The organism is Mycobacterium sp. URHD0025 (genome assembly GCF_000426065.1).
Classification (GTDB): domain Bacteria; phylum Actinomycetota; class Actinomycetes; order Mycobacteriales; family Mycobacteriaceae; genus Mycobacterium.
This window is the reverse complement of sequence record NZ_KE384491.1, coordinates 695010-703002: the sequence shown is the minus strand read 5'-3', so window position 1 is coordinate 703002 and position 7993 is coordinate 695010. Positions and strand designations below refer to the sequence as shown.

The 7993-nt window shown below is 63.1% G+C and carries 9 protein-coding genes; 6 read left to right on the top strand and 3 right to left on the bottom strand.

Going from position 1 to position 7993, the window contains the following annotated elements:
- The 3 genes from H977_RS0131780 to H977_RS0131770 all read left to right on the top strand — a co-directional run.
- The coding region (locus H977_RS0131780; RefSeq protein ID WP_196808361.1) for a hypothetical protein at positions 1–300 on the top strand (300 nt) is incomplete at its 5' end.
- Positions 301–360: 60 nt separating this feature from the next.
- Entirely contained in the window at positions 361–1350 is a 990-nt protein-coding gene (locus tag H977_RS0131775) for a hypothetical protein (protein WP_029111653.1), read from the top strand.
- A 145-nt stretch (positions 1351–1495) separates the two neighbouring features.
- Positions 1496–2338 (top strand): SDR family oxidoreductase, encoded by an 843-nt coding sequence (locus H977_RS0131770; RefSeq protein WP_029111652.1) that lies wholly within the window; start codon positions 1496–1498, stop codon positions 2336–2338.
- Positions 2339–2346: 8 nt separating this feature from the next.
- Here the strand turns inward: H977_RS0131770 and H977_RS0131765 are convergent, their stop codons facing one another.
- Positions 2347–3150 (bottom strand): SDR family NAD(P)-dependent oxidoreductase, encoded by an 804-nt coding sequence (locus tag H977_RS0131765; RefSeq protein WP_029111651.1) that lies wholly within the window; start codon positions 3148–3150, stop codon positions 2347–2349.
- A 14-nt stretch (positions 3151–3164) separates the two neighbouring features.
- The gene (locus H977_RS0131760; RefSeq protein WP_029111650.1) at positions 3165–3923 is read right to left on the bottom strand and encodes an SDR family oxidoreductase; all 759 of its coding nucleotides are present in this window, start codon (positions 3921–3923) and stop codon (positions 3165–3167) included.
- A 254-nt stretch (positions 3924–4177) separates the two neighbouring features.
- Between H977_RS0131760 and H977_RS0131755 the strand changes: the two genes are divergently transcribed.
- From H977_RS0131755 to H977_RS0131735, 3 genes are all read left to right on the top strand, one after another.
- Complete coding sequence (locus H977_RS0131755) at positions 4178–4876, top strand: alpha/beta fold hydrolase (RefSeq protein WP_036478004.1); 699 nt, start codon at positions 4178–4180, stop codon at positions 4874–4876.
- Positions 4877–5248: 372 nt separating this feature from the next.
- Entirely contained in the window at positions 5249–5917 is a 669-nt protein-coding gene (locus tag H977_RS0131740) for a hypothetical protein (protein WP_502691237.1), read from the top strand.
- Positions 5918–5991: 74 nt separating this feature from the next.
- The gene (locus tag H977_RS0131735; RefSeq protein WP_196808368.1) at positions 5992–6324 is read left to right on the top strand and encodes a hypothetical protein; all 333 of its coding nucleotides are present in this window, start codon (positions 5992–5994) and stop codon (positions 6322–6324) included.
- A 24-nt stretch (positions 6325–6348) separates the two neighbouring features.
- Here H977_RS0131735 and H977_RS0131730 read toward each other — a convergent pair whose 3' ends face one another.
- A complete protein-coding gene (locus tag H977_RS0131730; protein WP_029111645.1) occupies positions 6349–7962 on the bottom strand; it encodes a class I adenylate-forming enzyme family protein in 1614 nt (537 codons plus the stop codon).
- Between the last annotated feature and the right edge of the window lie 31 nt (positions 7963–7993).

Below are 7993 nucleotides of genomic sequence, written 5' to 3'. Positions count from 1 at the left end.
GATTGGTCCACCGAGCGGTTCGAGGCGCTGCTACTGCGTATCGATGACTACTCGCGGTGGTTGGAGCGCTTCGACATCGCCTTGAGGCACCTGCCTGAAAGACAACGGCAGGCCTCGCTGCTGCCCCTGCTCGTCGGCTACCGGCATCCCAACCGCCGGGTACGGGGATCGTTCGCGCCGACCGACCGGTTCCGAACCGCTGTGTCGGAGGCCGGAATCGGTGTCGATGGCCAGGTCCCGGGCATCGACCGTTCGATCATCGAGAAGTACTGTGCGACCTCGAGTACCTGGGACTCCTGACGTCGACCTCACGCGTGGGCTCCCGTCCGTCCATCGATTAACCCGAGAAAGAAAGATTTAATGTACGAGCAGGTTGATTTCGACGTCACCAGCCAGACCCCGACGTTGGATCACTACCGGCGTGATTGGCGTCCCGATTCGGCGCAGGGATTGTGCGGCATCTGGCTGGGTGGGGTCGTCGGTGACTCGGACGGCAACGACTACTGGGGAGTACGCGGATGCGACGACTTCGTGCCCGGGATGACGCACGTGGTGTCGCCGGTCTGTGGATTCCGGTCCCTGCAGAAGCGGATGGACGTCGATGCCACGCACCTGTTCCCGGAGTACTCGACACTTGACTGGTTCGAGCCCATGCAGTTGCTCGACGATGGGCGCAGTGTGCAACTGACGTATCCAAGCGGTCGAATCGAGCGTGACGCCGACGGGTTTCACTGGTACGACGCAAGCAACCGGTGGGAGCTCCACGGCCGGACGGTGAGTGACATCGTCTTCACTCACGTGCCACCCCAGGACGGGATCGATGCCGACGTCTACTACCGGCACGAACTGATGTACGCCACCGGGAAGGTCAACGGTGTCGAGGTGTCGGGATACGCGCACCAAGACTTCGCTTACGGCCCGCTGGGATCGATCTACACCGAGCTGCCGATCGTGCGGCACCTGCAAGGGATGTGGGTGTCGTGGTTGCACGAGTTCGCCGACGGCGAGCTGGGCGGCGGCAGCTTCTGGCAGGGGCGCGGCGGAGTGTCCTTCGGGCCGGGCTATCAACTCAAACACGGTGTCACTACGACGCACGAAGACGTCGTAGCCAAGCCCACTCTCAATGATGGCGGAAGGCTCATCGGTCTCGATACGTCGATGGGGTCCGATGTCTACACGATGGCGTTCGATGCCGGTGGTAGTCCGCTACACACCTTTGGTCCACTGACGAGCACTTCGTCGGGGAAGGACATCGCGCGAAGCTGGTGTTGGTCAGAATACGGAGGCAACGTGATCACTCCGGAACTCATGGACATGGCGAACAGTGTCTACGCGCTTGCCAGGGGCTGATAACCAACTGCGCTAGCGGGACCTGCTCCCGACTTCGATGACTTTCTCCGGCTTGGTGAATACCCAGCGTATCGCGGTGATAACATACGTTCTCTAAATACGGAAACCTAATTATCGAATCACGTCTCACAGAGGAGATGTCGTCATGCAGGATGTACTCGGGTACGAGGGAAAATCGGTCGTCGTCACGGGCGCCGCGTCGGGCATGGGAGAGGCGACGGCGCAGATCCTGGTGGATCTCGGCGCGACGGTGACAGCACTCGATATCAAGCCGACCACCGTGCCCGTCGCCCGCGCCCTACAGGTCGATCTCCGGGACCGGTCCAACATCGAGGAGATCGCGGCGGCCATCGACGGACCCGTCGACGGCCTTTTCAGTTGCGCGGGCCTGCCGGGTCCGCCGTTCAGCGAGTGGGACACCATCCTGGTGAACTTCGTCGGCGCCCGTCACCTCGCCGAGCAACTGGTGCCCAAGATGACCCCGGGGTCGGCCATCAGCGTCATCTCGTCTTCGGCTGCGATCGGTTGGCAGGACCACATCAAGGTGATCACCACACTTCTGGAGACCGATGGATTCGATGCCGCCGTCGAGTGGCTGAAGGCAAATGAGAAGAATTGGTCGTGGAGTGGTTATGCCTACTCCAAGTACATCATCGATGCGTGGGTCGGATGGTGGTATCCGGAGTTGGGGCGTAGGGGGATTCGCATCAATTGCATCAATCCCGGGCCAACCGACACGGCGATGATGCCGGCATTCCAGGACCTGATGGGCAAGGAGACGGTCGACGACGCGATCGGCCCTGTCGGACGTTACTCGACGGCCGAGGAGCAGGCCTGGCCGCTGGTGTGCCTGGGTAGTCCGAGGTTGAGCTATGTCGGTGGAACGGTGTTGTGGACCGATGGTGGCTGGAACGGCGCGATGACCATGGGATGCCACAACGCCCAATGGGCGGGCACCGCTGCCGATCAAATGGCCAAGAAGGGCTGAACGGCTCGTCAGATGAAGTCCGAACCGCCATCGACGTTGACGGTGGCACCGGTCACGTAGCCGTTGCGCCGGGACGCGAGATATGCGGTAGCCGTGGCGATTTCCTCGGGCGTGCCGGCGCGCCCCACATCGCACGGATGACTATAGGTCTGCTCGACCCAGCGCATCACGTCATGAGGGTCGGAGGAATTGAAACCTTCGGCGGCCAGCACGTCGCGCAGGATCTCGGTGAAGCTCGCGGTGACGATCGTGCCGGGGCAGACACAGTTGACCAGGATCCCCTCGGCGCCCAGGCTTTTCGAAAGATTCTTGGTGAAGCTCGACAGCGCAGCCTTGCTTGCCGTGTAGGCGACCAGCCGCGGGCTCTGCCGCTGAATCGAGTGCGCCGACAATGTGACGATGCGTGCCCACTGGGCGGCGCGCAGCAGGGGCAGCGCAGCGCGGACCGACCGGACAGCCGACATCGTGCCCAGGTCGAATGCCGCATGCCAGGCGTCGTCGTCGACATCTTCGAACGCCCCCGCGTCGGGTCCGACGGTGTGCACCAGTACGTTCAGTGCTCCCCATGCTTCGTCGACGGAGCGATAGCCCGCCGCTATGGATGCGGGATCGGCCATGTCGACACTGATCGGTAGCACCTCGGGTGCGCCGGCGGCCCGGATGCGTTCGGCGGCCATGTCCAGACCATCGCGGCCGCGGGCCATGATGGCCACCGCGGCGCCCTCAGCGCCGAGGCACTCGGCGATCGCCAGGCCCATGCCCTTGCTGCCTCCGGTGACGACGGCAGTTGCGCCCGTGAAACCCAGATCCATGACTTCCCCCGGGTCTATCGACTTCTCAGCGCTCGCGGTGCGAGGTGGACGATTTCGCTGACCACCGAAGGATTGGCACGACTGACGGCGATGAGCGACAACATCGCGTTTGCGACGTCCTCCACGGCTGACATTCGAGCGGGTATCTGACCTTCCTGCGCCCAAGCGCGGTAGAGGTCGGCCAGCAGATCTCGGTCGGCACCGCGCAGTATCTCGGTGCCCTCGGTGGGCCCCACGCTGACCCGGATCACCGGCAGCTCTGGATGTTCGGCACGCCAGGAACGCAGGATCTCGTCGAGTGCCGCCTTACTGGCATGGTAGGCCGCCACCCCTGCGCGCGGGCGCCCCACGTCGTGGCTCGATGCGATGAGGGTGACGGCGTCATCGGCGAGGTAAGGGAGTGCCGAACGCAGCAAGTGGGATGCACCGACGGCGTTGACCGCGTACGCATGCAGCCAGGTGTTGACATCGGTGTCCTCGATCAACGCGAACGGCACGACTGCGCTGGTGAAGATGACCGCATCGAGGCGGCCGAACTCGGCAGCCACCCGGTCGACGACCTGTTCGACCGCCCGTGAGTCCGATACGTCGAGTTCATGTGCGGTTCCACCCAGTTCGACGGCCAGTTCGTCGACCAGGCCGACGCGCCGGGCGGCCAACGCGAGCGTGGCACCGCGGGCGTGGGCGGCGCGGGCGAGTGCGCGTCCGATTCCCGATGATGCTCCTACGACCAGCATTCGGGTACCCGAGATGTTGGAATGTCGGTCACTCATGTCGTTTTCGGCCTTTCGATTCGATGATGGACCGGAGGGTGCGGCGGCCCTACCCGCACTCCGGGACCGCTCGCGCACCTCGGCCCCCGACCGCCCGTGCTGGCGCCAGTTGCGACTACTCGCGAGACGGTTTCGCGCTATTCTCGCATATGAGAATTACTGCTCTCAAAATGTTGTCTGAGACAGGTTCCCCGGCGGGTTGGTGTCCCAAGGGCCGACGAGGAGTGCACCATGGAGAGACTGTGGCGCAGTTGATGTTCGCTATGCTGCACGGTGGGATGCACAGAGGCTCGTGCTGGGATCTGGTGCGCGAGGAATTGCATCGGCTCGGCCATCGGTCGGTGGCACCTGATCTGCCAGTGGACGATGACACCGCCGGGGCGGTGGAATGGGCCAGAGTCGCAGCCGCGGCCATCGACAGTTCTACCACCGATGATGACGGCGTTGCCGACGTCGTCGTGGTCGCCCACTCGGTATCGGGGTTGGCGTTGCCGGTGCTCGCCGCGCTACGGCCGATACGCCGAATGATCTTCGTCGGTGGATTGCTGCCGGTGCCCGGCGTGACTTTCGCAGAGCATATTGCGCAAAATCCCGATGCCGTTATCTTTCCCGAACCTGATGCCGGCGGTTCGGGGCCCTTCGGCATGACCTGGGAGTCGGTCCGCGCAGGTTTCTATCACGACTGCCCGCAAGGCATCGCGCGGTCCGCCTTCGCGCAGATGCGCTCCCAGTCATTCACGGTCTTCTTGGAACCAAGTCCGCTCGCGGAATGGCCGGACGCGCCGTCCACGTACATCTTGCTCCGTGACGACCGAGCGGTCGGAGCATCCTGGGCGCGGCGTAACGCGGTCCGCATCGGCGCGACACTCATCGAGCTCGACGGAGGGCACTCGCCGTTCTTCGCGCAACCGGTCGAATTGGCGGAGCTACTCGCAGATCTCGCCGCTGAGTAGGGGACTGCCCCGAAGGGCACGGTAGTAGCACGCTCGCTCGCGGCCGTTGACATCTTGGACGCATTCGACGATATTCATTCGAGAGAATAGGAATTCTCTACTATGAGAATGATTGCTCTGGAGCACGAAGGAAGAGATCCGATGTTGCAAGAGCTCGTCCGGCTGGCCTTCGCGTGGGGCGCGATGATCGGTATCGTCGCCTTCTGGTACTGGCTACTTGCCAGTATCGGGACGTTCTGATCCCGATGAACGAACAGGACCGGCGTCGCCGCCGCGCGCTCATCGTCTTTCAAGTCGTCATCTATACGGCATTGCTGTCGATGTTCGCCATCCAGTTGCACATGCTCGTGGTCGGGGATTGGTAGGTTGTCCGTGCAGACGCTGGAACAACATGACGACGCGAGCCGCGAAGCCCAGCGTCAGGCGGACCGTTGGTTGATCGTCGGCTCTGTCTTGATGGGCACACTGGTGCTCGGCCCGATCGGTCTACCGATCTTCTGCCGGGGCGTGGTGCTGTTCCGGCGGGCGGAAAGGGCGGGACTGTCGGTCCGGCCGTTGATGGTCACCCTCATCGGGTACGTGATCATCCTCGATGCCGCGATCAACAGTATCGGTTGGGGCCTGGATGTTTTCGCCAATCATGCCCTGATCACCAGAACGATCTTCACCGCATGGGGCAACCTCATGGACGGCGGCTACTTCTGGCACTACAACGAGCTGTGGATCGGTGGGGCGGGTGCTCCGGGGGAGAAGGCCTGGATCATCGTGTGCATCGTGGTGGTCTTCCCGATGCGTATCGCGGCCGCAATCGGCTTCCTCCGGATGAAGCGGTGGGGTCATCAGTGGATGGTCGTCACGTGCTGGTTCGGCGTCATCGCCTGGTTGGGCTACATCCTGAACATGACCATGTATGCGGACGTCCGCTATGCCGGCACGGCCATCCCGGTCATCGGATGGTGGCTCTACAACATCTTCTACATCACGCCATTTCTCGCGATTCCCTACCTGCACACCGTCAATCGCGAGATCTTCGCCGACTGAAAGTCAGGGCCGTGTCAGAAAGTTCCGCTTCAGTCAGCGAGCCGCCGCTCGGCACGCCGCCTGCCTTCGCGCGCATGCACGTGTGGCTCAAACGCGGCTTGTTCTTCTGTCTTTTCGGACTGGTGATTGAGGGGGCTCTCACGGTCCCTGCGTTGGCTCTGTGGTACGGGTGGCCCACGCTGTCGCTCACCGAGATCTGTAGTGAGCTGTTGAAGGTCCGGTATTCAGACGACACCTTGGAGTGTCGCCAACCCTACCCGATGAGCGGTCCCCCCTTAGGAGGACGGCCCGAGGCGGCGGGACAGCAGACGGCTCAGGACGAGTGGGGGATTCAGCCGGTCCCGCTGTATCCCAGCCTCGGCTTCCGGGAGCTGGTCCGTATCCATGAGTCACGCAAGGACAACTGACGGTCAGACGCCGGCCGGCGCCGCCTAACGCTGCGCCAGCAACTCCTTCAACTGCAGGGCGAGATCGGATTTCTTCACTTTCCCGGTCGCGGTGAACGGCAGTGCCGCCTTGTGGGTGACCCAAATGAACTTCGGGACCTTATACGCGGACAGCCGATCCCGGAGCTGAGTGCGGAGCGCCTGTGCGTCCAGCACCGCGGATCCGTGGGGCACCACGGCCGCCGCGACAACCGTTCCGTGATCACCATCCTCTGCGCCGACGACGTAGGCCTCCAAGACGCCGTCGCAACCAGACAGTGCCAGTTCTACCTCCGACGGTGTGACATTGGTGCCGCCGCCGGTCTTGATCAGATCGCCCAGGCGTCCCGTGTAGGCGATCCAACCGTCATTGAATCGGACTCCGCTGTCTCCGGTGCGGTAGTAACCGTCTGGGGTGAAGACATCCTCACGTTCGCGCTTGTAGAGGCGCTGCATCAGCGAACGTCCACGAACCCAGATCTCGCCGCGGAAGCCGCCGGGCAGTGGCGTATTCGTGTCAGGATCGACGATCAGGTGCTCCAGGCCTTCCATTGTCCAGCCACCGGTCTGAGCCCGCTCGGGCGGTTGGGCAATGTATGGGTCGACACCGATGTGGCTGCCGCACAGCTCGGTCATGCCGAGTGCGCTGGGTCCTTGAGGTCGCCGTTCTGGATCGACCATCGCGGGCATGCTGGTGCGCCGGACCGAGCTCAGATCCCGCTTTCCGAAGTCCGGGTGTTCGGCCAATGTCTTGCCCTGCTGTGGCCAGCCCAAAGTGATGGTGGCACGGTGACGTTCAATGAGTTCGAGTGCCTCGCTTGCGTCGAATGCGGGTTGGGTGACCAGGGTGGCGCCGTGGTGGGCAACCGCGTGTAATCCGGTGATGAGCCCGCCCACCCAGAAGAACGGCATCGAGCTGAACATCACTTCGTTACCGGTCACTCCATAGGTGAACGTCAGGTTGTACGACTGGCGTATGAGTACCCCGTGCGTGTGCACCGGAGCCTTGGGGTCCCCAGTGCTCCCAGAGGTGTAAATGATCATCGCGTCATCGGCCGGTGTGACACATGCTTCGATGTCGACCAGGAAGTCGGTGTCGAAGCCGTGCGATGCTGATTCGTCGGATAGAGTTGTGGCCCAGTGGCGGTCGGCGTCGCCCCATACTGCGACCCTGCGCAAGTAGGGAGCGGCCCGGACTGCGATTCGGTCCGGTTTCTGCTGGTCGGCAAGCCCTGGCAGCGCGTCCTCGAGGAGCTCGACAAAGTTCTGGTTGCGAAATCTCGGCCATGCCAGTACGGCGCGCAGATCGGCGTGGCGCGCTGTCCAGGAGAGCTCGGCGGCTTTGTGAAAAGTGTTCAGTGGCACGGCGACTGCGCCGATCCGTGTCACCGCGAACCAGCTTATCGCCCATTCGACGCTGTTGGGCATGAGCAGGCCGACGTGGTCTCCCTTGCCGAGGCCCATCGAAACGAGGTTCATGGCCAGTCGCGCGGACCGCAAATCGAGCTCTCGGTAGGTGAGGACTCTGTCCCCAGCGATCAGAAACGGCCTGTCCCCGAAACGAGCAGCCGAGGAGCGCACCAGCGCGGGGACGGTTGGGGTGATCGGTGGGAGCGGCATGAGTATCGACGATACCGAATGTGAGAATAAA